The sequence below is a fragment of the Chengkuizengella sp. SCS-71B genome, from assembly GCF_040100845.1.
In the GTDB taxonomy this organism is placed as follows: domain Bacteria; phylum Bacillota; class Bacilli; order Paenibacillales; family KCTC-33759; genus Chengkuizengella.
This window is the reverse complement of record NZ_JAZHSH010000001.1, coordinates 461,364-487,637: the sequence shown is the minus strand read 5'-3', so window position 1 is coordinate 487,637 and position 26,274 is coordinate 461,364. Positions and strand designations below refer to the sequence as shown.

Sequence of the window (26,274 nt, the reverse complement as noted above, 5' to 3'; positions counted from 1 at the left end):
GAAGTTATACAATATGTTTTGACAAACGTTCCTCCCTTCTTCATTTTATAAACGAATGAAACTGAAGAATACATTTGTTTTGCATCAAACAAATTCAAATACTCCAGCAGCTCCCATTCCCCCACCAATACACATGCTTACCACTCCAAATTTGCTCTTTCTCCTTCTTGCTTCATATAATAGAGTGGTTGTTAATTTCGTACCTGTACAACCGAGTGGATGACCTAAAGCAATACCACCTCCATTGACATTCACTTTATCAATATCTATGCCTACTTGTTCAATGACTGCTACACATTGTGCAGCAAAAGCTTCATTTATTTCAAAAAGATCTATATCCTGCAACGTTAAACCTGCTTGTTTTATCGCTTTGGGTATCGCATCTACTGGTCCGATCCCCATAATCTCCGGTGCTACGCCTGAAACTGCAAAAGATCGAAATATAGCCATCGGTTTTAAACCTAATTGTGCTGCTTTTTCACGAGTCATGACAACGACAGCAGATGCCGCATCATTCATTTGGGAAGAGTTCCCCGCGGTTACAGTTCCTTTTGTAAAAAAAGCAGGCTTTAATCTCGAGAGCACATCTATAGAACTATCTGGACGCACTCCTTCGTCTGTTTCTAATAAAAAGGAAGTCTCTTCTTGTTTTCCACTTTTATTTATAAACGATTGTGTCACAGAGACAGGAACAATCTCTTCTTTAAATTTTCCCTCATTAATCGCTGAGGCCGCTTTTTGATGGCTCCTCACTGCAAAAGCATCTTGCTTTTCTCGATTGATATCATATTTTTTCGCAACATTTTCAGCGGTAACACCCATTTGTATATATACCTCAGGACGTGAATCTACTAAATAAGGATTCGGTTGTAGTTTAAATCCCGACATAGGAACATGACTCATGCTCTCCACCCCGCCAGCTACCATCACTTCTGCAGAACCACATTGTATCCGTTCAGCTGCAAAAGCAATGGATTGTAAACCTGAGGCACAAAATCGATTCACGGTTAATGCAGGTACATGGTCCGGTAAACCTGCACGCAAGGATATAATCCGTCCCATATTCAAACCCTGCTCACCTTCTGGCATCGCACATCCGATAATAACATCTTCTATTTCCTGTTTTGTTAAACCTGCGGTTCGATTAATTACTTCTTCAACAACTAAAGCCCCTAAATCCTCTGCACGAGTTTGAGCAAGTGAACCTTTATGAGCTTTGCCCATCGGAGTTCTCACTGCTGAAACAATAACTGCTTCCTTCATCCTATCCTCTCCTCAAATAGAATCATTAGAAACTTAATTACGTAACGGTTTTCTTGTTAGTAACATGTGCTGTATACGTTCTTGCGATTTCGGTTCTCCACATAAACTTAAGAAGGCTTCAAGTTCTAATTCCAGTAAATGCTTTTCGGAAACAAGGCTATTTGCTGCTACCTTACCACCAGATAATATGTTAGCAAGATGTGTGCCAATCAGCTCATCATGCTCACTGATAAATCCACTCATTTTCATTTGATATAATCCCATTTTCAATGCAGCGAGTCCTGGTTCACCCACTACTCTTACTTTCTTCTGTATTGGCGGTTCATAACCGGCAATGGACATCCCGAGCGCAGCTTGCTTAGCATCATAAATTAAATGATCTGGATGCATCGTGATTCGATCTGATGCTTTTAATAAACCAAGGTCCTTGGCATCCGCTGCACTCGTAGAAACTTTGGCCATTCCTATCGTCTCAAATACACGGTTCACAAATGGCTGTAAATCAATCGTTTTATCAATATCAACAGGAGCGGTGGAACGGACTAACATTTCTTTTGTACCCCCACCTGCTGGGATCAAACCAACCCCCATCTCAACGAGACCCATGTAAGTTTCAGCAGAAGCTTGCACATGAGAAGATGGTAAACAGACTTCTACACCACCACCTAACGTCATACCAAACGGGGTGGTGACAATTGGTTTTTCAAAGTACTTTAATCCCATCGCCATTTGATGAAAACCTTGTATCATCTGTTCAATCTCATACCAATCTTCATCTTGTGCCGCCATCAGCAACATCATTAAATTAGCACCTACACAAAAGTTCTTTCCTTTTTGATGACCAATGACTAGGCCTCGATAATTTCTACGTACCTCTTCTAAAGAGATGGGAACCATTTGTAAAACATCAGGTCCTATTGTATTGTTCATTGAATGGAACTGAAGGCAAGCGATATCATCTCCGATATCAAATAAGCTAGCCCCTGTATTACTCTTGATCACTCCATTTTTTTCTTTTAATTGTTCTAAAGAAATGATCTCTTTTGGAATATCTTTTTCTTTTAAACCACCGTCCATTTTAATATAGAAGGTTTTGTCACCTTGTTTTTCATAAAAAGAGGTTTTTCCTGAGGCAAGCATGGACTCAATCCACGCAGGGATTTTCTCACCTTCTTCTTTCATTCGTGAAACGGTATCTACAACGCCGACTGCATCCCAAGCTTCAAATGGTCCAAGATCCCAATTAAATCCCCATTTCATGGCTTCATCCACAGCTCTAATATCATCCGATATTTCAGGGACCTTATTTGCAGCGTATAACCAGCCTTTCTTCATAAGTTCCCAAGTGAATTTTCCACCTTTATCATCTGACTCAATCAGGACTTTTAACTTGTTTTTCAGACCTTTTGTATTTTTTGCTGCTTCTATGGAACTCAAATTACTTTTACTTCTAGGAATGTAAGTTTTATTTGCAACATCAAGTTCTAATATCACCTTTCCAGTATTCGTGCGTTTTTTCTGATAAAAACCAGATCCTGCTTTATCCCCTATATATCCTTGTTCGACCATGTACTCCATCAGTTCAGGGACTTTAAATATTTCCTTCTCTTCAGTATCTGTTACATTTTCAAACACAGTATTAGCAACTAAAACAAACGTATCAATACCCACTAAATCCAATGTACGAAATGTAGCACTTTTGGGTCTACCTATTAAAGGACCTGTCAATTCATCTACTTCAGATATTGTCAGACCTAGTTTTTCCATCTGTTTAAGCGAGCATAAAAGACCGTAGGTACCAATTCGATTTGCAATAAAGTTAGGTGTGTCTTTGGCAATAACTACCCCTTTTCCTATTTTCTTCTCACAAAAGTTCTTCATAAAAGATACGATGTTCGGATCTGTATGTTTAGTAGGGATAAACTCAAGCAGTTTCATATATCTAGGGGGATTAAAAAAATGAGTGCCTAAAAAGTGTTTTTTAAACTGCTCAGAGTTATTCTCACATATGGCATGAACGGAAATACCAGAAGTGTTAGAGCTCACAATGGTGTCTGGATTCCAATACTGTTCTATTTTTTTGAAAAATTCTTGTTTAATTTCAAGATTTTCAATAATGACTTCGATTACCCAATCCACATCTGCAATACGATGTAAATCGTCATCAAAATTGCCTACCTCTATACGATCTAAAACCTCTTTTGTGAATAGGGGACTTGGTTTGTTTTTCAATAGGTTTTTTTTAGAAGCTTCAACGATGTCATTCATCTTGTTCGGATCTGTTTCTCCTTTTGGAGCCATGTCTAACAGTAAGGTTTGAATGCCTACATTCGCTAAATGTGCAGCGATTGCCGCTCCCATCACACCTGAGCCCAAAACTGCTGCTTTACGAATTGTCCTCTCCATGATCACCACTCCTTAAGCTAATTTTTCCTCTTCCTCTTCTTTTAACTTTCTGCGTAGTATTTTACCTACAATGGATTTAGGAAGTTCATCCCTGAACTCGTAAATTCTAGGCACTTTAAAGGCAGCAAGCTTGGAGCGACAGTATTGGTCTAGCGCCTCCTCTGAAATGGTGAATCCTTCTTTTTTTACGATATAAGCTTTGATAGTTTCACCGCGATATTCATCAGGAACACCTAAAACAATGGCTTCCTTCACCACAGGGTGCTCATATAATACTTCTTCCACATCTCTAGGATATATATTGTATCCTCCAGCAATGATGAGGTCCTTTTTCCGATCTACAATGTAGAAATAACCGTTTTCGTCCATATAACCCATGTCCCCTGTGTATAACCAGCCATCTTTTATGGTTGCCTCAGTTTCTTCTGGATTGTTCCAATACCCTTTCATAACCTGCGGGCCTTTGCCGATGATTTCTCCTAATTCACCTGTTTTTACTTCTTCACCTTCAGGGTTGACAACTTTGCATTCTGTATCTGGCCATGGGACACCAATACTTCCATTCACATTTTTTCCCCATACTGGATTACCGCAAATAACAGGAGAGGCTTCAGATAATCCATAACCTTCCACTAATTTACCACCGGTTAGCTCCTCAAACTTAGCTTGTGTATTTAGAGGTAATGGAGCTGATCCACTAATACAGAACTTGATAGAAGATAGATCTGTTTCGGTTACTTTCGGATGATTTATAATTCCTTGATACAAAGTTGGAGCGCCTGGGAAAAATGTTGGTTTTTGTGTTTTAATCGTCTTCATCAAGACATCGATATCAAATTTAGGAATTAAAACCAGTTTAGCTGCATGAGCTGCTGCAAAAAGCATACAAATCGTCATTCCATACACATGGAATAAAGGGACTACAGCTAGTACAGTTTCTTCTCCTCTTTCCGTTTTATATGCCCAAGCCTGACATTGTGTAACATTGGCCACTAGATTTTTATGAGTTAGCATGACTCCTTTTGGTGATCCTGTTGTACCACCAGTATATTGAAGAACAGCTACATCATCTGGGCCACAAGGATCTTCCACAGGTGTGCTATTGGATTTTTCCATAAATTGATGTAAAGTTTGAATTGGCTCTTTACTATAATCTATGTCTACAGTTGGTCCTTTTTTGATTTTTTGAACTAGAGGATATAACATTTTTTTGAGTGGAGGAAGCCCATCGGGAATGCTTGTGGTGAAAATATGTTCCAAACCTACCTTTTCTTTCACAGCTTTAATTCGTGGATAGACCAAATCTAAACAAAAAACAATCTTGGCCTCCGAATCTGAAAAGTGATGTTCAAGTTCTCTTTCTACATACAATGGATTCGTTTGTACAACGATACCTCCTGCAAATAAAACACCGAAATAACAATATACAAACTGAGGTGTATTAGGTAACATAATCGCAACGCGATCACCCTTCTTCATACCCAATTCCTTCAGTCCATTTGCAACTTGATACGAACGAGTTAACAGTTCTTGAAAAGTCATTTCTTTACCGAAGAAATGAATCGCTTTATGATCAGGAAATTGCTCTGCGGTCAACTTTAAGTAATCTGAGATTCGATAGTCAGGATAATCAAGGTGTGGTTGAATCTCCGCTGGATAACATTTATTCCATGGATTGTTTGGCATCATTACCACCTCTTATTTCAAATTTTTTAAAATCGATTTATTCATCTCTCTATCAAACGTGTTTTGATGCAATTGGAACCAAATCAGCTATGATCTGATAGCGTTCGCTCAAACTGTTTCGTTAATAATGGGACTACTTCAAATAAATCCCCTACTATGCCGTAATCTGCAATATCAAATATTGGGGCTTCAGGGTCCTTATTAATGGCCACTATGATTTTTGAATTCGACATACCCGCCAAATGTTGTATAGCACCTGAAATACCGCATGCGATATATAAATCAGGTGTCACTACTTTTCCTGTTTGACCAATTTGAAGTGCATAATCACAATATTCCGCGTCACAAGCACCTCTTGAGGCACCGACTGCCGCTCCAATTACCTGTGCTAGTTCTTTTAAAGGTTCAAAGCCTGCTGCGCTTTTCACCCCCCTGCCTCCAGCTACTATGATTTTCGCTTCGGATAGGTCAACCCCATCTGTAGTTTTTTGAATGACTTCTTTAACAGTAGTTCGAATTTCATCTAGGTTTAATGTCTTTTGTATTTTTTTTGCAGTTTCATTTTGATCCACTTTAGAGCATGGTATATTGTTTGGCCGTATTGTAGCAAAAATCTTATCATCAGATACCACCCTCCTTTGAAACGCCTTGCCTGCATAAATCGGTCGGGTAAATACGATATTTCCTTCATTGATTTCAACATCCGTACAATCCGTAATTAATCCACAACCTAAGCGAGCTGCAACACGAGGAGCAAAGTCTTTACCTAAAGCTGTATGTGGCATTAAGATGATATCTGGATTTTTTTCTTCAATGATGGAAGTGAATGCTTGGGTATATCCATCGGTAGTATACGTATCTAAAGACTCATTTTCTATGAATATAACTTCACTTGCTCCATATTCAGCTAGTGAATCTGCTAGAGTTTCAGGTTGGCTGCCAAACAAAACAGCTGTAATTAAACCTCCATCGTTCACTCTTCTTGCTGCTTCTAAAACTTCTAAGGATACGTTTCGCAAACTACCATTTTTGGTTTCTGCAAATACTACAACTTGTTTAGCCAACTGCATTCACCTCTTTTTGTAAACATTGGACTAGTTCGTTTACTTGATCGTTTAGTTCACCTTGCAGAATTCTTCCTGCTTGCCTTTCAGGTGGTAGAGAGAAATCTTTTATGTTTGTTTTTGCTTGTATTTGTGTGAGATCTATGGAGAGGTCTTCCGCAGTGACATGTTGAATTGGTTTTTTCTTGGCTTTCATAATACCTGGTAAAGAAGGATATCTCGGTTCATTTAAACCTTGCTGTGCTGTAATTAAAAGAGGCAGTTCTGCTTCAATGACTTCGATATCTCCCTCTACATCTCTTTGAACCTCAATTTGAGATCCATTCACTTCTACTTTTATTGCCGCATAAATATGAGGAAGATCTAATTCTTCTGCCAAACGTGCTCCTCCTTGAGCTGCACCATTATCAACGGACATATACCCTCCTAAAATCAAGTCGAAATCTTGTTGCTTTAAAAATGCAGCCAAAACTTTTGAAATTGTGAATTCATCACCAAACAATCTCTCATCATCAATTAGAACCGCTTTATCTGCTCCCATAGCTAGCGCCGTTCTTAATGCACTCTCCACACGTGTGGGACCAACGGAGATTGCTGTAACTGAGCCTCCATATTGCTCTTTTAAGCGAATAGCTTCTTCTAAAGCGTATTCGTCATAAGGATTGATGATGAATTTCACACCATCTTCACTTATCTGACCCTCACTAATGATTATTTTATCCTCTGTATCAAAGGTTTGTTTCAGGCACACCATGATGTTCATACTTCAGCCCCCTATTCCTAATATTTTTTATAGTAGTTATTTCACGTATTTATAGTAGAATTAATTCCACTATTTTTTCTCTCATTATTTATTATTTTATGGCTGAAATATAAGGATCATGCCATTAAGGACTAACTTACTGTTTTGGTCATATCGTATTATAATGCGCATTAAATTCATAAGTTTTGGTTTTGTTTTTGGTTTTAGTTCGTTCTGTTCAGGAAAAATAAACGTTTTTGTGGTAGCGCTTTCAACAAGTAAATTAAATTTAGCTTCTATTATTATGGCAGTCTGTTGGATCTACTACTTTATTGTAGAGGCTCGTAGCCAAGGTGGTGGAAAGCATTTGCCAGTACCTCATACCCTTTTGAATTGGGATGCACTTGGTCTGAAAACAAATATTGTTCTTCGTTTCCAATATAGGCTTGATAGGCATTCGCGACACGGATATTGCCTTTATGAAATCTTTGTATCATATTGTTAAAACGATTCACTACAAACTGTGCATCTAACATTTGAGGTTTAGGATTGTAAAGATTCGTTATGTTAATCATACAATGATCTAACCTATCATTTTTAAACTTTTTGATCAGGCTGACAATTTCTCTCATATTTTTTTTGAATTTTTTTAATGCCTCAATCATATGTTTAATTTCTTGATCGGTAAAATACAATTCAGCAGCTCGAAGCAAGTCATTGCCACCAACCGTTATTGTAATAATATCAGCCTCCTTTAGTTCTTGTTGCATGATTGAATCAAGTGTGATTAACTCTAAAACGTCCTGTGAAGTTGCCCCCGAAATACCTGCATTCGTAAAATGTACCTTTTTGTATAAATTTTGTTCAAGTAGTGTATGGTATCTACTTGCAAACCCTCTACCCTCAGGTGCACCTACACCAACAGTTAATGAATCACCAATTGCTACATAACAAAGCTCATGATGCATAAATCTCTCTCCATTCTGAGTATAAGTATGTTGTTATAGTTTATTCATATAGTTTGTTCAGAATGTTTAAAAAGGAGTCAAAATTTTTGGTGGAAAATGGGGAGTTTTGTCTACATTATCTTTTTCTATTATTTCTATTTTTTCAACTTCATTTCCTGCTTTCATTTCAAAATATTTATGTATAAAAAATTGGTAAAATTAAAGGGCTTACAGGGTTAAGATTAGGGAGGGGAAAGTTTGAAGTTCAATCATCTATCAGACATCATGTGAATTTCGTGCGATTAGAAGGGGGGAACTTTTTCTAGTTCATCAGTTTGTAAACAAACAACATAGTGAGAATTTGTACGGGTTGAGGGTGGATTGCTTAAAAATAATATAAAGAGTATTTATAAAATAAAGGGAATAAATGGTCTTATTCCGTCCTTTTTCAAGATTTTTATAAAATAGCGGGAAATAAAGGTCTTATATCACTGTTTTTAGTCCAAAAATGGTAGAATGATGCGAATATGGACGAAATAAGACCACTAATTACCGCTAATTTTCATTTTGAGCTAGTTGTTATAAGAATAAGACCACAATTTCCCGCTAATTTAAATTCCTCTTAACCGTATTAATTAAAATCCTGTCATTTAACTAAAACTTCCTCTAGTTTAGTCGCCGTCTATTTCCACAATAGATAAACCTTAGGGCAATTAATTGTACAAATTAGCGGTAAACGTTTGTTGAGCTAGTCACTTTAATTTAATACATTAGGTGGAACTATTAATACGAAAATCGAGACTCTTTATAAACTTGATGAGACTCTTGAATTTATGCATAGTATCTCTGTCTATTTTATAAAAATATATTGATTTCGTTATCAATCTCCATCTATAAGTCTTCCTATACCTCCAAGCACACTACCTTCTTCTTTTCTGCCCGCAGCCCCAGATGCAGAAACAATTCGATCCGCCATTCGACTAAATGGCAGGGATTGAATCCAAACCGTACCAGGTCCTCTTAATGTAGCAAAGAAGAGTCCTTCTCCTCCGAAAATGGCCGTTTTAATTCCTTTAACAAATTCAATATCATATTCTACATCCTGAGTCATTGCAACCAAACACCCAGTGTCGACTCTTAATAACTCACCTGGTTGAAGCTGCTTTTTACATACCGTGCCTCCAGTATGTACAAAACTCATTCCATCTCCCTCAAGTTTCTGCATGATAAAACCTTCTCCACCGAAGAACCCTGTACCTAATTTCTTCTGGAGAGCAATTCCTACAGATACGCCTTTTGCTGCACATAGGAAGGAATCCTTTTGGCATATAATTTTACCACCCATTTCGCTTAAATCCATTGGGATGATTTTGCCAGGATACGGTGAAGCAAAACTAACTCTGCGTTTACCATGACCATTATTCGTAAATAAAGTCATAAACAAGCTTTCACCTGTTAATAATCTTTTCCCTGCACCGAACAATTTCCCTACTAAACCTCTATCTTGATTCGTACCATCTCCAAAAATTGTATTCATCTCAATATGTTCTTCCATCATCATTAAGCTACCTGCTTCAGCGATGACACTTTCCTCTGGATCTAACTCCACTTCAACATACTGCATTTCTTCTCCTGATATGAAATAATCAATTTCGTGAGCGTTCATATATATCCCTCATTTCTTTTTTATTCATATATATTTTTCATATATGTTTATTGAGATTAGCTTCTTATAATGTATCAAAAGTAGATTTGACGAACATCATTGGAATTATACAACGATTATAGTTCTAGCTATCATCTCAATAATATAGTGCTTTTTATACAGATTGTCTATCAAATGAACTAACTTTCAACTATAGGATAATAGAAGGTACATAAATTCAAGGGCAGGTTAACCGTACTTCCTCATGAGAGGAGGTGATGCTTATGAAAGTACACAAAGCATTATCTTTAATGCTTAAACTAGTGATATTTATCCTGACGTTATTTTCTTTTATTGTGGTATTAATCATCGTAATAAAATAGACCTCCCTTGAGTTAGCGCTCTGAAGGTCTATTTCTTGAAGACACCTGCTGCCCTTAGGCAATCTTTTGTACATAATTAACTAGTAGACGTTCACTCGTCTGCGGCCTTTTATCCTATTATTTTTAGCGTTAAGACGCCCACCTCTATAGGTGGCTTCTCCCTAATCAGGTGGAGTAGAGTCTCCATCTGATTTCTCGATGTTTAAGCTTAAACGAGTTCACTATTCTTATTATATACTAATCTTCTTTAATTTAACAAATTCAATTACTCTTTTAAAAAAACTATACTTTAAAATTGGATATAGAATGGTTTAATTGATTCACAATTTCCATTAGTCTCTTTGCAGAGTTATCCATATTTTCCATAAGTGCCAATTGTTCTTCTGTTGCTGCTGCAACATTTTGAGATTTACTAAAAATCTCATGCGCAGTAGAATTGGAATGCTCCATCGAAGCTGCAACTTCTTCTGAACTTGCGGAAAGCTCTTCTGTAATCGCTGATGTCTCTTGAATGTGTGTATCAATCTCTTTTACGTTACTTGAAATTTTATTAAAATCTTGACTGACCTCTACCATAGACTGATTGCTTTTTTCTGCCTCTTCGACTGCTAATGTCATGTTTTTAGATACCATCGTAATTTCCTTCTGCGTTTCTATGATAAGTTTCTGGATATTATCTGCTGATTTTAATGAACTAGAAGCTAGATTTCTAATCTCATCCGCAACCACTGAAAATCCTCGTCCGTGTTCTCCAGCTCTAGCTGCTTCAATTGAAGCATTAAGGGAGAGCAAATTGGTTTGGCTTGCAAACCCTGTTATATCATCCATAATTGCACCAATTTTATCGGAACGCTGATTTAAAGAATCTACAGTCGTTGATAATTCCTGAACCGTGTTATACATGGATACGATCTGATTGTTCAATTGAACAATTACTTGATTTCCTTTATCAGATTGTTGGTCTGTTTTTTGTGAAAGTTCAGAAATAAATGTAGTGCTTTCAGCGATTCTTTGAATACCTGACGCCATTTCCTCCACGGCTCTGCTCGTTTCATCTGCCGTTTTTGTCTGAACTTCGATTCCTTCAGTAATCGTCTGAATATTCTCAGCAACATGATTTGAAGCTGCAGAAGATTCCTGCGTACTTTGTGTAAGTTCTGTCGATGATGCTGCTACCGTTCTGGATTGCTCAACAATACCATGTATGAGATCTTTTAATTTGAAGATCATCACATCCAAATTTTGTACCATTTGTCCCATATCGTCTTTTGTATACACGTCGGTAGGATCAACTAGCAGATTTCCTTCTTTAACATGATTAATTTTCTTAGCTACTCCCTTTATGAGTTTTACATTTTCTCTAATAAAAATTAATCCACTTATCGTAATTAATACGAAGATAATCGCGTAAATGATGTAAATCCATACTTTAGTCCTTTGGTTTGACGTATGTATTTCTTGAATGCTTTTCTGGGCATATCCATTTAATATATCACCTGATATCTTTAATTTCTCCCGCCCTGCTTCAAAATATGGGAGAGCCATAAAATACAAGTCATATGTGGGATTTTCTACATCTGTAATTCTTGCCCAGGATTCAAATTGCGAGTTGAATTCGGAGAGATATTTTTTAATTGTATTCTTATTACTAGATGATTCAGACTCAACAGCTTCTTCCCCTATAGAAGTAGCTGCTAAAGTTAAATCTTCTAATTGATACTCTGTGACGATAGATAGAGCTTCATCCACTTTTTCATTGGCATTGGCTATTTTTGTCTGCACTTCTTCGCGTAATTCTTCTTTGTTAGCGTTTTCTTTCCTTGTTAGAGTTAGATAAGCAACCAATGCTTGATACAAATCTTTATCTGCATCTAAAATAAGTGTGTTCGTTTGAAATGAAATATCATACAAAGTTTCTGTAAGTTTATTTTCATTCTGTTGGTTTAGATTCAATAAAAAAATGGAGGACACTAATCCAAGAATGAGAGGAACACCAAATATTATTAAAAGTTTCTGACTCGTTGACATGTTTTTTGTTAATTTTATGAACAACATTTAACCACTCCTATGGATTGTTATCGAAAACTATGTACCTATTTTATATCGGCTGAAATCAAAAATAACTTTAATCCAATTTGTAAAAAATTTGAAAACCAGTAAAGAAGATTTTACATGAAATCCCTTCCCTACTGGCTTAAGAAGATGTTTTATTTTAAAAAAAATTTATTTTTTTGTTACAATATTATATTCATTCCTTTGTGCATCCCACACTACCTTGGCATCAAGTGACTCCCCAATAAAACGAAGGGGTACATAAGTTGTATTTTTAATTAAATAAGAATCTATTGTAACCCTTTCCCCATTTAAAAGACCATTTACTTTTCTTTGTACCTTGGGCAGTTCTTGATTAGGAGATTTATATTCACGACCAATAAAGGTAGTAAAAGTTTTAACTACCGCTTCAGCATAATCCTTCCAAAAGGTTTGGAGCTGTTCAACATCATCTAGTTTACTATCTGCAAAACCATACTCAATAATCGTAGTACTAACACTTCCAGTTTCTCGATGCATAAAATAATAATCTTTTTTTGGGTCTGTAGGTAATCTTCTTGAAAAAACTCTACGAAGGTTTTGTCCTTCATCAACGATTCCTTGCGCTAACTTTGTTGCCAGAGTAGGATCTGCGTGAATAGAATGAATTGTTTCAACTCCATCCCCACCCCCTGCATTAATATGGTTACTGAAACAATACTGTGCACCTGATTCACGTACCATTCTAGCACGATTTACAGAACTGATGAATACATCTTCATTTCGAGTTAAGGTGACAGGAATATCCAACTGCCTGAATCGATCATATTGGTATAGCGAAATTTGTAATGCGAAATCTTTTTCCTTCCACAGGTGATTCGTTCCTCCACCAGGATCTTTTCCTCCATGTCCAGAATCTATGATTAATATAGGATCTATTATTATCACCTCCTTTTAATATCTTATGTTTTACTGGTCCTGATTGACATGGACAATCACCTGTTTTTGATAGTCTATTTTTTACGCATGTAAAATCCTGTAAACATTAATTTCAGGAAAGAACTTTGTTGATAAATATTGCCACGTAACGTATAGAAATGTATAATAAAAGTAAGATATTGATCATAATAATAAAGAAATCCCGCAGGTGCTCTAACACCTACGGGATATAAGTACAATTTATAGTCCGTTGAAAAACGGAAGGCTTAACCTATTGAAAGACCGTGCCTTTTAGCGAAGAGAGCGGTCTTTTCGCCTTTTCTTACGACGAAAATCTAGAATTAACCTTGATATATTAACCAACAAGTTTAAAAATTCTATTATCATGCTTCATACCATTTTTTGATAGGATAAGGATATAATTATTGCTTTACAGTGAAGGTCTGGTCCTATACTTCATAGACAGAATGATTTTTCACATCTATAACAATAACTTTCCCCCAAGTCTTTTATTATAATTCCCCTCTGTTTTTTTTGCTCCTTTTAATTTTTTCATTCTCAAAATCCGTAATTACAGGATTTATTCCATGATATAGCTAGTTTTCTTATATTATATGGATCGGCATGCTCTTCAAGTATGAAAAAAACCTAAGCCCAGACCATGCTGAGCTTAGATTGGATATGGATGGCGCTTATAAACAAAATGTTTGGTTAGGTTTTTTTATAAAGAATGGATCGGGATCAGGGATATTCCCCCATTCTTACCTTACTGCGTTATATGCGTTGATTCGACCATGTTCCCAATACCTGCCAGTCCCATTAATAGGATCTGCAGTACTTTCAATTTTATCTCTAATTTCAACATTTGAAAGCCCTTGAGATGCAAGCAACGCAGCAAGTCCAGCTGTATGTGGTGAAGCCATAGATGTTCCATTGTAAGAAACATAACCTCCACCAAGCCTTGTAGAAACAATATCTACACCAGGAGCAGCTACATCCACCCAAGATCCAAATGTAGAGAATGAAGCTTTTCTATCATTTTCATCTGTAGCAGCAACGGCTATTGTATTTGTGTAATAAGCTGGATAATTTCTTTTACGATTTCCTGCATTACCTGCTGCAGCTACGACAACAACACCACGATCCCATGCATAGTTAACTGCATCTTCTACAACCCTTGAAGAAGATGGACTTCCAAGGCTTAAGTTAATTACATCTGCACCATTATCCGCTGCATAAGTAATTCCATTTGCCACTCCTTCATTCGTACCAAAACCATCTCGATCAAGTACACGGACAGACATGATTTTAACATCAGGAGCCACTCCCGCGACACCTACTCTGTTATCTGTGAGTGCACCAACTGTTCCTGCTACATGAGTTCCATGTCCATTTATATCGGCAGGATTATTGTCATTATCTATGAAGTCATAACCTCGAACTACTTTTCCCTTTAAGTCTTCATGATTTTCATCAACACCTGTATCAATAACTGCAACTAGAACGTTTGAACTGCCTGTAGTGATGTCCCAAGCACTGTCCGCCTCTATAATTTGAGGTCCGTATTGGTCGGATGAGTATAGTGGATCATTTGGATCGAACAGAGCATGATATTCAACAATGGGTTCAGCGAATTCAACATCTGCTCTTTTATTATATTTTTCCAATGCTTTCTCTATTGATTTCCCTTTAACTTTTACAACTTCAAAACCTATTTGTTCATTTGTTTTTAAGACCTCTGCATTTTCTTCTAGATGTATTTGTTTCTTAACGTCTTTTGTAGTTTTTTCTTTAAACTTTACGATAATTTCACTGTCCTTGTTAGAGCTTGCATCAACCTGTGTTTCTGACACGGAAAAAGAAAGAATTAGTGCAAATGCCATAAGAACTGAAAAAAACTGTTTTAATTTCATTGCTTTAACCTCCGATAAAATAGATTTAATATGATTGCCATCCTAAAACTATTTGTAACTATGTCCCTAACCAATACAATATAAATACTTCTATTAATGTATAAATATTCCTTTTTTTATTTTTAAATAAAAGAATTAAATATATTATCCAATTTTAAGTTAGTTCAGAAGTCACAAATCTACTAAATATAATGTATATATATTCTATTTATGTTATAATATAGAAATTAATTTATAAGGGAGTGTTCTTTTTGAAAATTAAAAAAATGAGTAGAATGGCAAGTGTTATGATCTGTTTCTTTATGAGTCTAGGCATTATTAGTTCTCCTTTTATTTCTTCTGCAGAAACACTCACACCAAGTTTAAACAGTGAAACAAACAACGCTATTGACATTAATACTGGTATAGCGAATCTGAACTATAATAAGGACAGTATTTTAGCAGCGAATGGTGATAAAGTAGAACATTTTATTCCAAAAGAAGGTATCTATTCAGATGATAAATTTATAGTGATAGAACGTGAGAAAAAATCACTTACAACTTCTCCTGTAGATATATCCATTATAGATTCAATGGCTAATCGCTCTTATCCAGGAGCATTACAGCTCGCAAACCAAGCTTTTACAAATAATCAACCTACTGTAATAAGTTCTAGTAGACAGCCTTTGAACATTAGTATAGATTTACCAGGTATGAGAGAGGAAAATACAATAACTGTAGACAACCCAACCTATGGAAATGTTGCTGGAGCAATAGATGAGTTAGTATCTATTTGGAATGAAAAATATTCAGATACCCATACCATCCCTGCTAGAATTCAATATTCAGAATCTATGGTATATAGTAAATCTCAAATAGCAGCTGCTCTTAATGTGAATGCTCAAGTTCTTGATAGTTCACTTGGAATAGATTTTGATGCTATTTCAAATGATGAAAAAAAGGTAATGGTTGCCGCATACAAGCAAATATTCTATTCTGTTAGTGCAGAACTACCTAATAATCCATCAGATCTTTTTGATGATAGTGTTACTTTTGAAGAGTTAACTCGTAAAGGGATAAGCAATGAGGCTCCACCTGTTATGGTGTCAAATGTAGGGTATGGTAGAACCATTTATGTGAAGTTAGAAACGAATTCTAAAAGCAACGATGTTCAGGCTGCATTTAGAGCTTTACTTCAGAATGCTGATCTTGATCTAGAAACTAGATTAAAGTACCAAGAGATTTTCGAAGATAGTTCCTTTACTGCTGTAGTACTAGGTGGGGATTCAGCGGAGCATAATAAGGTTGTTACAAAAGACTTTGATGTAATACGAAATATAATTAAAGACAACTCAGAATTTAGTCTTAAAAATCCAGCATATCCCATTTCATATACAAGTATGTTCCTAAAAGATAACTCCATTGCTAGTGTAAAAAACAGTACAGAATATATTGAAACTACATCTACTGTATATTCTAAAGGTAAAATATCACTAGAACATACGGGGGCATATATTGCTAAATTTGAGGTATCCTGGGATGAAATCTCGTATGATATAAATGGAAATGAAGTCTTAACCCATAAAACTTGGGAAGGAAACAATAAATATCGAACGGCTCGTTATTCAACAGTTATACCACTCCCACCGAATGCAAAAAATATAAGAATTAAAGCAGAGGAACATACTGGTCTTATATGGGAAGGATGGAGAACAGTTATAGATGAATACAACGTTCCGTTATTTAATGAAATACAAGTTGCTATCTGGAGTACTACATTACACCCGAAGGGTAGCATCACCTTTATTAATTAAAGTGTTATTCTAAATAAGTAAACGTACTAGTTTAAGAGCTAGTACGTTTTTCTGTTGAATCCCATGCTTTCGCACGACTTGACAAGTTTGAAACAGATTTATATGCAATGCTAATGTCGTTACATATAAAAATGAAATTATGTATCAATTATCAACTGATAAAACAAAACATCTAACCAAGTATCAAACTTATAACCCACTTCTCTAAAACAACCGATATATTCAAAACCAAACTGCTCATGCATTTTTACACTTGCATCATTTCCTTTTGTAATACCAGAAATAATGACATGATGACCTAAGCCCTTAGCACGTTGAATAATTTCAGTCATTAAATTTTTGGCAATGCCTTTACCTCTATATTTTTCATCTATGTATACAGATAACTCGACTGTTCGATTATATGCTGCTTTTGATCTATAAGGGGATAAACTGCAATAACCCGCCACATGATCATCAATACAAGCTACTATGATTGGATGTTTCTTGCCATAATGAGAAAACCACTCTTTTCTTTGTTCCAATGTTTGTTTTTCTAAATCAAACGTTGCCGTTGTTGTTAAAATAGCATGATTATAAATACTTAAAATATTAGGAAGATCCGTCTCAACTGCGTCTCTAATTATCATTTGTTAGTTCATCTCCATCAAAAAATAATTAAAAATAAAAAACAATATACTTAAATGTATTGTAATTCTCTTTAAAAATCAATGAAAAAATAAAAAATGTACAATTATTTTTTTCTTAAATTATCCAATTGGATTTTTTTAATTTTTGGGAAATACTAATTTTAACAAGGAGGGATAACATGACGAATAAAGATATGAGTCCAATGTCAGGAGATCCTGTAGAAACTGAAGGCATATATAAAAATGAATGGGGTAGAGAGGAAATGTTTAAACGTGGAGATATATTCCCTGCTGATCCTCAAATGGGAACTACAGCATGGGTATTAAGTGCATTTCCTCCAGATCAGCAAAGAAGAGAAACGGTTGATCCACGATTTAGATTGGATAACACTAGTGAATCCAATCATCAAAACAAACCACGTCTACACATAGATCGTGGGGATAAATAAAACTTATGTTTAAATCATATAAAGATCCTAATATAGAGCAGAGATTTAAGGAATTACAAAAATACAAAATTAAAAAATTGTCTTCAGAGTACCCAAGTGAAACTTGGAAAACATTACAGTTATATTCACAACAGAGACAAAAAAGAAATGTCATAATTTCACTAATTACTGCTGCTATCATTATTCCAATGGTCATCGTTCTATTAATGAGTAGACAAAATAATAAGAAAAGAAGTTGGTTTCACCAACTCTTTTGCAGATAGCGGTAAAGAAAAATCACTGACCCCCAATAGGTCAGTGATTTATTATGATTTATAAACTACTTCACAAATCGATGCCCACCAATTTCTTTTACTACTTCCTTATTATTAAAAAAGCTACTTTTAGATACTGCGGGGTTAAAGAAATATAGAGCACCTTCTACTACATTTTTACCTGCTAACACTTCTTGAGCAGCCTTGACTGATTGTGCGGTCGGCTGAATAGTTTCAAACTTACCTGTTTTTACAGGTGTAAATTGATTGTTGGCATAGATTACACCTTTAATCGTATTTGGAAAACGTGAATCATTTACTCGATTCAATATGACATTTCCCACAGCGATTTGACCCTCATAAGGTTCGTATCCTGCTTCTGCTGATATAATTTTAGCTAAAAGTTCAATTTCTTCTTCAGTAAAGTTTTGAGCTAATTTTGATTGCATTATAGATGGAATTACTACTTTTAATTGATCGTTGATAAATAACTCATCGGATTGTAGATTATTCCTAACTTTTAGTTGTTCAACCGTAATTCCATATTGTTCACTTATACTCTGTACAGTTTCACCAGGCATTATGGTATGTAGTGGTATAGTTGATACATTCATTTGTTTGGTTTCTACATCGTACTGAAAATTTGCATGCAATAATTCTGTGAGATGACGAACAGGTATATATACCTGACCATTTTCTATTATGGTTGGAGCATCCATATAATATTTTTCACCATTAAACAGTACACTTACATCATTTAACCTAAATGTCATATGGTCTCCAGAATTCATTTGGATAATAGCTTCATTTGTATCCTTTTTCCATTCAACTGTTGCACCAAACTCATCAACTACTATACGAATTGGTACATAAATACGACTTTCTTTCTCTACTATTGGCTTAGATAAATTCATTTCTTGAGAGTTAATTTTTATCAAGTAATTTGACTGAGATGCAAAACTAACACTCATTACTGTAAAAAATAAAAATAAACTTATCGTTACAGCTTTTAGTTTTCGAATAAAAATCACTTCCTAATTTAAAATTATGAAACCCATCCCTATTATAACATAGCAATGCAATCAAATAATTCTCAATTAATGGAAGTGTATTATAAGAGCATGAAATAAGACCCATACGAGCCTTTTTATTTAATAGTATACCCTCCACGAACCATCACATAAATTGTGTAATCTACACTCTCATGGGGTTTAATACCACGACCTTCACCAGGATTAATTAATAGATGGTTATTCTCAACAGCTACTCCGTTTAAAATATCTTTGGCACCAGTGACATCTGCTAACCCGTTGCTTGTATCACTAAAAGCGACTGTTTTACCAGTTCTAACTATTATTTCTGTCCCAACATTAGGATATAAAGCTTGTCCCGGTTGTAATTTTACAACTTCCAATGATGATGCTGATGATCCTCCTCCTATTGTTGATAAATCTACACCGGATAATTGTTGTTCAATCAATTTACCAATTGTCTCATCTACATAACTTTTAGTTACTAGTGGATCATTTGCTGATCCTGGTTGTTGAGAAGTGAAAGTGTTTGCTAAGGACGGGATTGAGGCCCCAGCTAAGTATCCCCCTCCTAGCAATAGAGCTGATAAAGCTATTTTTGTTATGTGTTTTTTCATTGCGTTTCCTCCGATTTGGGTATGTATATTAATATAATATTATACTCATTGGTAAATGGAAGGTTGCGAAATGATTTTTCTATATTCCTAAACAGAACAAAAACTCCTATCAGAGCTTCTCGTAGAACCGAATCCTTCATTTGTGGTATCTTTTGTTGAAACTTAGAATTTTGAAAAATAAATTCTTAAATGATGAAAAAAAACCTTGGATAATCATAAATCATCCAAGGTTTCTATTTTATATTTCTTAAGTATTACAATAAATTAAGGAGCAAAGTCTACTTCTACATCTTCAAAAGCCTTAATTTTATTAGCTGAAGGTGTATCATCTGTGATGTACTTCACTTTATCTACAGTAGATATTTCAAGTTCTTTTTCATGGGAACCATAAGAACCAGAAGCTTCTAATTTAATAACTAAGTTTCCACTATCTACAGAAACAGTATAATCAATACCTGCTGTTAATTCATCTTTTTTATGATCTTTAATAACTAAGTCTATAGCAGCTAAATCATTAAGAAGTTTAATGTCTTCAGTAAAGTCTAATGTAATTTCTTTGGTTGCTTTATTTACGCTGACATTATCTTTGTCTAATGATGGAGCAAATCCGTCTGTAATATCTTCTCCAGGATCATCACCATAAGTATCATTTTCCATATATTTACCATCAAATGATTTCAGCTTTTCTGCATCAACTTCAAGCTCAATATTGATATCACCGGAATCAGCTAATTGTTGATCAGCCTTAAGAGTACCTGTGATGATCGTATTAGTTCCGTCTATTTTATAAGAAACTGCAGCAAGTGTGTCTGACGTACCATTTGTTACTTTAAAGCCAGTTTTAGTAACTGTTTTTAACGGCTTATCAACAGTGATTTCAATTGTTTTTTTATCAACTGTTTTAATTGCAGTAATTTTTGGTGCTTTAACTTCACCGACATCAAAAGTATGAGCTAACTTTTTAGTTTTATTTCCAGCAGCATCAGCTACTCGTGCGATTGTCAATTCAACTGCATCAGCTGGATCTGAAACTTCAATTTCTTGAGCGTTTCCATTTTCAACAACAATTTTAACTTGACTAGAATCACCAAATAATGAGATTTTGTCCTTACTAGCTAATTGTTCTCCATTTAAGAGATAATTATCTTTATCTAATACAGAGAACTCACCTGAAGTAGCCATTTTTTCTGGGAAAGTAATGTAAATTACATCTTCTTCATCGGAAGCTCCATCAATACCTTCAACTATAGCAGTTTCCAAGGACATAGCTGACTTATCATTCATAGAGAAACTTAATGTTACAGTTTTTAAAGTATTTGTTTCAAGTGCTTTATCATCAACATCACTAATTTCGATAGTGTAGTCACCAGATAAATCATTAACAAATTCTATTTCTGCGATATATTCGTTATTATCATTAGTATATTCAATGTCATATATGCTTACTTCATCACCATCAGAATCTTTAACTACATAGTTATCTTCATCTTCTGCTGATTTTGTGACTACATCTTCACTGAAGTGAACTAATACAAATTCCTCACTGTCACCAGCTACAACTTTTGTTACAGTTGGCTTAGTTTTATCTGCACTTATTTCTACAAAAAACTCAAGATTTTCAACTAATTCATTACCCCATTCATCTTCTAACTCTTCATCAGCGTCATAGTTTACAACTACTTTCACTTTTCCTTCTGGAAGTGGGTTATTAGAGAAATCTAATACAAATTTTTGATTGTTTGAAGAAGTTACTTCTGCTGGATTATAAGAACTAAAAGTATGATAGAAATACTCTTCAAAATCTGCATCGTCTACATCTACATCAAGTGGTCTGTCAAAAGTAATTTCTACAGATACTTGAGAAGCGTCTGTTACTTCTGCTGTAGGAACAGATTTAACTTTTTTGTAATCTAAAGTAAATTTTTTCTTCAATGCTTTAAATTCAGCATAGTCTTCAAAACCAGCTACAACAACTTTATATTCACCTTCACTTAAAGAATCAACACTTAATTCAACCGTTACAGCATTACCTTCAATAGTATATCCAACTACTCCATAAATACCATCTTCAACTTCAATTTCTGCATCGTCAATTTCAGGATTTAATGGTTCACTGAATAACACTTTAAATTTGTTAGGACCAATAAGTTCGATATCTTTTGCTACTGGAATTTCTGCATCAAAAAACTCAATGTCTTCAACTACAACATCTTCTTCAGTTCCAAGAACTTTAGCGTCAATTGTTAATGTACCAGAATCTTGGTTAGGTGCTACTTCTGCTAATGAGATTGTCAATTCCGTACCATCTAATGAAACAGAACCAATTTCAATGCTTTCATCATCAGAATTTTTCAAACCATAATTTTTTTCGTTTTCTAATTGACTTGCATTTAACCCGTTAACATTGCTCAGTTCAACTTCAACTGTTACAAGGTTAGGAGAAGATACAGAAACTACTTGAGGCTTATCAGTATAAGCAACTACTACTGTGTCAGTAGCATACGCAGCTTCTACTAAGAAAGCACGATCAGCGGAAACTGTGTAATCTTCTTGCTCCGCAATTAACTCCCAATCTAATGCTACTGCAACAAACGGTTGTGCCCAAGCACTTACGTTTTCATTGTCAACAGTTGCTTCTTCGTCATATTCCATACCAGTTAAGTTAGCATAACCAACAACTAGCATTTTTGCAAATTGTTCGATAGTAACTTCTGCTTTTGGATCAAAAGCGCCGTTACCAACACCTTCGATAATTCCTGCAGCTGCTGCCGCTTCGATAAATCCATAAGACCAACGATCAGAAGCTACATCAGAAAATGTAGGCTCTTCTGCGTCTGCATCCTCAAGACCAAAAACTAAAGCAATAATTTTTGCAGCTTGCTCACGAGTCATGTTGTCTTCAAGATGTGGTAAACCATCATCATACCCGTTAAAAATATCTTTGTCTTCTAACGCTTCATATTTCTCTTCAGTAGTCATTTCATCTTCAGCAGCAAACGCTACAGATGCGAACATAGAAAAGACCATTGAAATTGCTAATAATATAGATAAACTCTTTTTCATAACCTTTGTTTCTCCTCCTTGAATATCATTCGTTTGTTTGTAATTACTAGAGTTAGATATTGAATCATGTGAGCTCTTTTCTCTCATCATCATTCACCCCCTTTCTAGAGTTGAGCTGTTTTATTTAATATTGTAAGTCTGTAACATTGTGTTACAGAAACTAGCAAACCACATTAATAGATATGTATACCCCTAACATTATACATCGCCTGTTCATGATCGTAAAGACATTTTTTTGTGAAATGCTACCAAAAGTTTCTCTGTGAAAATATCTTACTAATTCTTAAACGCAAAATTTTTAAAAAAGTTGCGTTACTTTTTTAAAAAATAAAAAAAGACTCCGTGTTTTAATAAACACGAAGTCTCTTAAACTTCTCTTATTATTGTAAAGTAATTTCTTTATCAAAAGATTCGATTACATTGCCTGATCCATCAGCAATATAATTTACTTTTTCTATTGTTGAAATTTCAAGTTCATCAGCATATTCATTATTGCTTAATGTGATTTCTAAGTTACCATCAGCATTTACGGCAACAGTATAATCAATACCAGCTGTCAGTTGTTCTTTAGAAGCATTAATAATTACAAGATCAGTTGAAGCTAATGATAATTGTTCATCTTGAACTACTATTGCTTCTGTAAAGTCAACGATAACAACTTTAGCATTTTCTACATCTTTTTGAGTAATTCCATTATCTACAAGAGATGGAGCAAAGCCATCTTTTATGTCTTCAGGTGATACATCACCAGCTGCCATATAGTTACCTGTTTCTGACATGATTTTATCTGCAACTACCGTTACTGTGAAATCAACATCACCAGAATTAGTTAATTGCTGTGCTGCCTTAAGTGTACCAGTAATAATTGTTTCATTTCCTTTAACTTCATAAGAAACTGCTGCTAAAGTATCTTTATTATTTTCACCTTTTGTAATTTCAAACCCTGTTCTAGAAACAGTTTTTAATGCTTTGTTTACAGTAATTTCAATTGTTTTCTCATCAATTGTTTTTACTAAATGTACTTCAGGTGCTTCGTCTGCATCGATAGGTAATTCAGTTGAAAGTAACTTACTAGTGTTACCAGAGATATCTGCTACACGTCCAATAATAATTTTAGAATCAGTAATCACTTTACTATTGTCTGCAATTGTAATTTTTACTTTACTGCTATTTCCAAACAATTCAACTTTATCATTAGAAGATAATTGCTCACCATCTAAAAGATAGTTATCTTTATCTAATACAGAATACGTACCAGAAGTCGCCATTTTTTCTGGAAATGTCAAGTAGATATAATCCTTTTCACCTTCACCTTCAGTATCAACTCCCACAACTTCTGTAGCTGCTAAGTCAATACCACTAACATCCTTAACTGTAAAGTCAACTGTTACTGTTTCTAGTGTATTTGTTTCAAGTGCTTTATCTTCAATGTCCTGAATTTTAACTGTATATTTTCCTGATAATTCATCATCAAAAGTTAATTCTGCTACATATTCATTATTTGTGTTTGTATATTCAATATCGTCAATATCTACAACTTCACCGTCAGCATCTTTTACTTCATAGTTATTTTTGTCTTTTGCAGACTCTTTAGTTACATCTTCACTAAAGTAAACTAAAACGATTGTTTCATCGCTACCAGCTTCAACCTTATTAACAACTGGTTTTGTTTTATCTGCATTAATATCTACGAAGAACACAATGTTATCTACTATCTCATTGCCCCATTCGTCAGCTAGAACTTCATCATTTGCATCAACATCTACAACAACTTTTACTGAACCTTCTGGAAGTGGATTGTTAGTAAAATCTAATACAAATGTTTGATTGTCTGAAGAAGTAACTTCTTGTGGGTTATAAGAGCTAAATGTGTGGTAGAAATATTCTTCAAAATCTTCTTCTACATCTACATCTAATGGTCTGTTAAATTGAATTTCTACAGAAGTTTGAGTTGCATTTTTCACTTCAGCAGTTGGTACAGAATCTACTTTTACATACTTTAAAGTAAATGTTTTATCTAAAGCTTTAAAACCAGCATAGTCTTCAAAACCTTTTACTACAACTTTGTAGTCATCTTCATTTAAAGAATCTACACTTAATTCTACAGTTACAGTTTTACCATTAAATGTGTAACCAAGAACTCCATATACTCCATCTTCAACTTCAACTTCATGACCTGTTATTTCTGGATTCATTGGTTCACTAAAATGAACTCTGAATTTATTAGGACCAATAAGTTCAATTTCTTCAGCTACTGGAATTTCAGCATCAAAGAATTTAATATTTTCAATTACAACATCTTCTTCAGTACCAAGTAGACCAGCATCAACTGTTAAAGTTGCTGTTTCTTGGTTAGGTGCTGCTTTAGCTAATGTCATTGTTAATGTTGTACCGTCTAATGATACAGTATCAATTGCTAATTTATTGTCATCAGAATCAGTCAACTCATAATTAGATTCATCTTCTAAATCTGATTTTTCTAATCCATTAACATTTGTAAATTCAACTTCTACTGTTACAAGATTAAGTGCAGTTACTGACTTAATTTGTGGAACTGCTTTAAATGCTTCAACAGATTCATAAGTTGTGTAAGCAGAATCTACTAAGAAAGTACGGTCTGCATCAATTGTGTAATCTTCATATTCAGCGATTAAACCTAAGTCTAATGCAGCTGCAATATAATGTTGTGCCCATTCACTAATGTTTTCATTGTCTACTGTTGCTTCTTCGTCAAGTTCAACATTAGTCAGGTCAGCGTAACCTACAGCTAACATTTTAGCAAATTCTTCAATTGTTACATTTGATGTAGGAGCAAAAGTACCGTCACCCATACCTTCAATAATTCCAACTTTTACAGATGCTTCGATATATTTAGTTGACCAACGATCAGAAGTTACATCAGAAAATGTAGACTCTGCTGATTCATCGATGTCAAGTCCAAATACTAAAGCAATAATTTTTGCAGCTTGCTCACGAGTCATGTTGTCTTCAAGGTGTGGCAAACCATCTAAATATCCATCAAAAATACCTAATTCTTTTAATTCATAAAACTTGTCTTCAGTTGTCTTTTCTTCCGCTGATGCCACAGATGCGAACATTGAGAACACCATAGCGATTGCAACTAATAATGATAAACTCTTTTTCATAACCTTTGTGTCTCCTCCTAGATGTTGTGTTTTAGTTTGGTTATTTAATTTACTGTCATATGACATTAAATCATGAGAGCTCGTTATCCTCATTTAAGATGCACCCCCTTTCCAGAGTGTGAGCTAAAAAATTGAGTAAGTAGAAAAATGATTGATACGGATACACATTGATATATTGTAGTATATTATACAATCTATCAAGTCTAGTGTATTGCCTTCTATCAATCGGCTACAGGAATCAGTATATCTTAAATTATTCACGAAGTCATTGAT

Annotated in this window: 18 protein-coding genes; 3 read left to right on the top strand and 15 right to left on the bottom strand. The window is 34.9% G+C overall.

Annotation, left to right across the window (positions count from 1 at the left end; all coding sequences use genetic code 11):
* Positions 1-84: 84 nt before the first annotated feature.
* From VQL36_RS02305 to VQL36_RS02260, 10 genes are all read right to left on the bottom strand, one after another.
* Complete coding sequence (locus VQL36_RS02305; RefSeq protein WP_349247763.1) at positions 85-1,263, bottom strand: acetyl-CoA C-acyltransferase; 1,179 nt, start codon at positions 1,261-1,263, stop codon at positions 85-87.
* 33 nt (positions 1,264-1,296) lie between these two features.
* The gene (locus VQL36_RS02300) at positions 1,297-3,669 is read right to left on the bottom strand and encodes a 3-hydroxyacyl-CoA dehydrogenase/enoyl-CoA hydratase family protein (RefSeq protein WP_349247762.1); all 2,373 of its coding nucleotides are present in this window, start codon (positions 3,667-3,669) and stop codon (positions 1,297-1,299) included.
* Positions 3,670-3,681: 12 nt separating this feature from the next.
* The gene (locus VQL36_RS02295; RefSeq protein WP_349247761.1) at positions 3,682-5,355 is read right to left on the bottom strand and encodes a long-chain fatty acid--CoA ligase; all 1,674 of its coding nucleotides are present in this window, start codon (positions 5,353-5,355) and stop codon (positions 3,682-3,684) included.
* 83 nt (positions 5,356-5,438) lie between these two features.
* Entirely contained in the window at positions 5,439-6,419 is a 981-nt protein-coding gene (locus VQL36_RS02290; protein ID WP_349247760.1) for an electron transfer flavoprotein subunit alpha/FixB family protein, read from the bottom strand.
* The gene (locus VQL36_RS02285; RefSeq protein ID WP_349247759.1) at positions 6,412-7,182 is read right to left on the bottom strand and encodes an electron transfer flavoprotein subunit beta/FixA family protein; all 771 of its coding nucleotides are present in this window, start codon (positions 7,180-7,182) and stop codon (positions 6,412-6,414) included. The genes VQL36_RS02290 and VQL36_RS02285 overlap by 8 nt, the downstream gene beginning before the upstream one ends.
* Positions 7,183-7,490: 308 nt before the next feature.
* Positions 7,491-8,129 carry a GDSL-type esterase/lipase family protein gene (locus VQL36_RS02280; RefSeq protein ID WP_349247758.1) on the bottom strand — a complete coding sequence of 213 codons (639 nt, stop codon included), beginning with the start codon at positions 8,127-8,129 and terminating at the stop codon, positions 7,491-7,493.
* Between the two features lie 859 nt (positions 8,130-8,988).
* Positions 8,989-9,774 (bottom strand): TIGR00266 family protein, encoded by a 786-nt coding sequence (locus tag VQL36_RS02275; protein ID WP_349247757.1) that lies wholly within the window; start codon positions 9,772-9,774, stop codon positions 8,989-8,991.
* Between the two features lie 644 nt (positions 9,775-10,418).
* Positions 10,419-12,191 carry a methyl-accepting chemotaxis protein gene (locus VQL36_RS02270; RefSeq protein ID WP_349247756.1) on the bottom strand — a complete coding sequence of 591 codons (1,773 nt, stop codon included), beginning with the start codon at positions 12,189-12,191 and terminating at the stop codon, positions 10,419-10,421.
* Between the two features lie 168 nt (positions 12,192-12,359).
* A complete protein-coding gene (locus tag VQL36_RS02265; RefSeq protein WP_349247755.1) occupies positions 12,360-13,115 on the bottom strand; it encodes an N-acetylmuramoyl-L-alanine amidase in 756 nt (251 codons plus the stop codon).
* Positions 13,116-13,867: 752 nt separating this feature from the next.
* Positions 13,868-15,019, bottom strand: a complete 1,152-nt coding sequence (locus VQL36_RS02260; RefSeq protein WP_349247754.1) for a S8 family peptidase — start codon at positions 15,017-15,019, stop codon at positions 13,868-13,870.
* Positions 15,020-15,261: 242 nt separating this feature from the next.
* Between VQL36_RS02260 and VQL36_RS02255 the strand changes: the two genes are divergently transcribed.
* Positions 15,262-16,812, top strand: a complete 1,551-nt coding sequence (locus tag VQL36_RS02255) for a thiol-activated cytolysin family protein (RefSeq protein ID WP_413789466.1) — start codon at positions 15,262-15,264, stop codon at positions 16,810-16,812.
* A 137-nt stretch (positions 16,813-16,949) separates the two neighbouring features.
* Here the strand turns inward: VQL36_RS02255 and VQL36_RS02250 are convergent, their stop codons facing one another.
* Positions 16,950-17,441 (bottom strand): N-acetyltransferase family protein, encoded by a 492-nt coding sequence (locus VQL36_RS02250; RefSeq protein WP_349247753.1) that lies wholly within the window; start codon positions 17,439-17,441, stop codon positions 16,950-16,952.
* 179 nt (positions 17,442-17,620) lie between these two features.
* Here VQL36_RS02250 and VQL36_RS02245 point away from each other — a divergent pair, with 179 nt between their 5' ends.
* Together VQL36_RS02245 and VQL36_RS02240 are read left to right on the top strand one after the other, a co-directional pair.
* On the top strand, positions 17,621-17,890 hold the full coding sequence (locus VQL36_RS02245) for a hypothetical protein (protein ID WP_349247752.1): 270 nt from the start codon (positions 17,621-17,623) through the stop codon (positions 17,888-17,890).
* 5 nt (positions 17,891-17,895) lie between these two features.
* Entirely contained in the window at positions 17,896-18,153 is a 258-nt protein-coding gene (locus tag VQL36_RS02240; protein ID WP_349247751.1) for a hypothetical protein, read from the top strand.
* 56 nt (positions 18,154-18,209) lie between these two features.
* Here the strand turns inward: VQL36_RS02240 and VQL36_RS02235 are convergent, their stop codons facing one another.
* The 4 genes from VQL36_RS02235 to VQL36_RS02220 all read right to left on the bottom strand — a co-directional run bounded on the left by VQL36_RS02235 (position 18,210) and on the right by VQL36_RS02220 (position 26,094).
* Positions 18,210-19,175 (bottom strand): cell wall hydrolase, encoded by a 966-nt coding sequence (locus VQL36_RS02235; protein WP_349247750.1) that lies wholly within the window; start codon positions 19,173-19,175, stop codon positions 18,210-18,212.
* A gap of 116 nt (positions 19,176-19,291) precedes the next feature.
* Positions 19,292-19,792 (bottom strand): hypothetical protein, encoded by a 501-nt coding sequence (locus tag VQL36_RS02230; protein ID WP_349247749.1) that lies wholly within the window; start codon positions 19,790-19,792, stop codon positions 19,292-19,294.
* 264 nt (positions 19,793-20,056) lie between these two features.
* A complete protein-coding gene (locus tag VQL36_RS02225) occupies positions 20,057-22,942 on the bottom strand; it encodes an S-layer homology domain-containing protein (protein WP_349247748.1) in 2,886 nt (961 codons plus the stop codon).
* 293 nt (positions 22,943-23,235) lie between these two features.
* The gene (locus VQL36_RS02220) at positions 23,236-26,094 is read right to left on the bottom strand and encodes an S-layer homology domain-containing protein (RefSeq protein ID WP_349247747.1); all 2,859 of its coding nucleotides are present in this window, start codon (positions 26,092-26,094) and stop codon (positions 23,236-23,238) included.
* Positions 26,095-26,274 lie beyond the last annotated feature (180 nt).